Source organism: Pseudoalteromonas sp. SIMBA_162 (assembly GCF_046535955.1).
GTDB lineage: Bacteria > Pseudomonadota > Gammaproteobacteria > Enterobacterales > Alteromonadaceae > Pseudoalteromonas > Pseudoalteromonas marina.
Genome location: NZ_JAWJBQ010001297.1, coordinates 1 through 232, shown reverse-complemented (window position 1 = coordinate 232; position 232 = coordinate 1). Strand labels below are relative to the sequence as shown.

Annotated in this window: 1 protein-coding gene; it reads right to left on the bottom strand. The window is 65.1% G+C overall.

The genetic code is table 11. The annotated features are described in order from the left end of the window. On the bottom strand, positions 1-232 hold a 232-nt coding region (locus R0J88_RS23835), incomplete at both ends, for a TRAP transporter large permease subunit (RefSeq protein WP_410901433.1).

The following is a 232-nucleotide window of genomic DNA, read 5'->3' as shown; positions in this document are numbered from 1 at the left end:
GATGGAGCCGATCGCCGCCACCGTGGCCGGAGAGGAGCCGGACACGGCGGCCAACAGCATGCATGCCAATACGGAGGCCATCGCCAGCCCACCGCGCACGTGGCCGATGGCATCGGTGGCGAAGGTGATCAGGCGGCGTGCCACGCCACCGGTCGAGAGAAAGGTGCTGGAGAGAATGAAGAACGGGATCGCCAGCAGGGTGTAGTGATGTGACAGGGCTTCGAACAGCTTG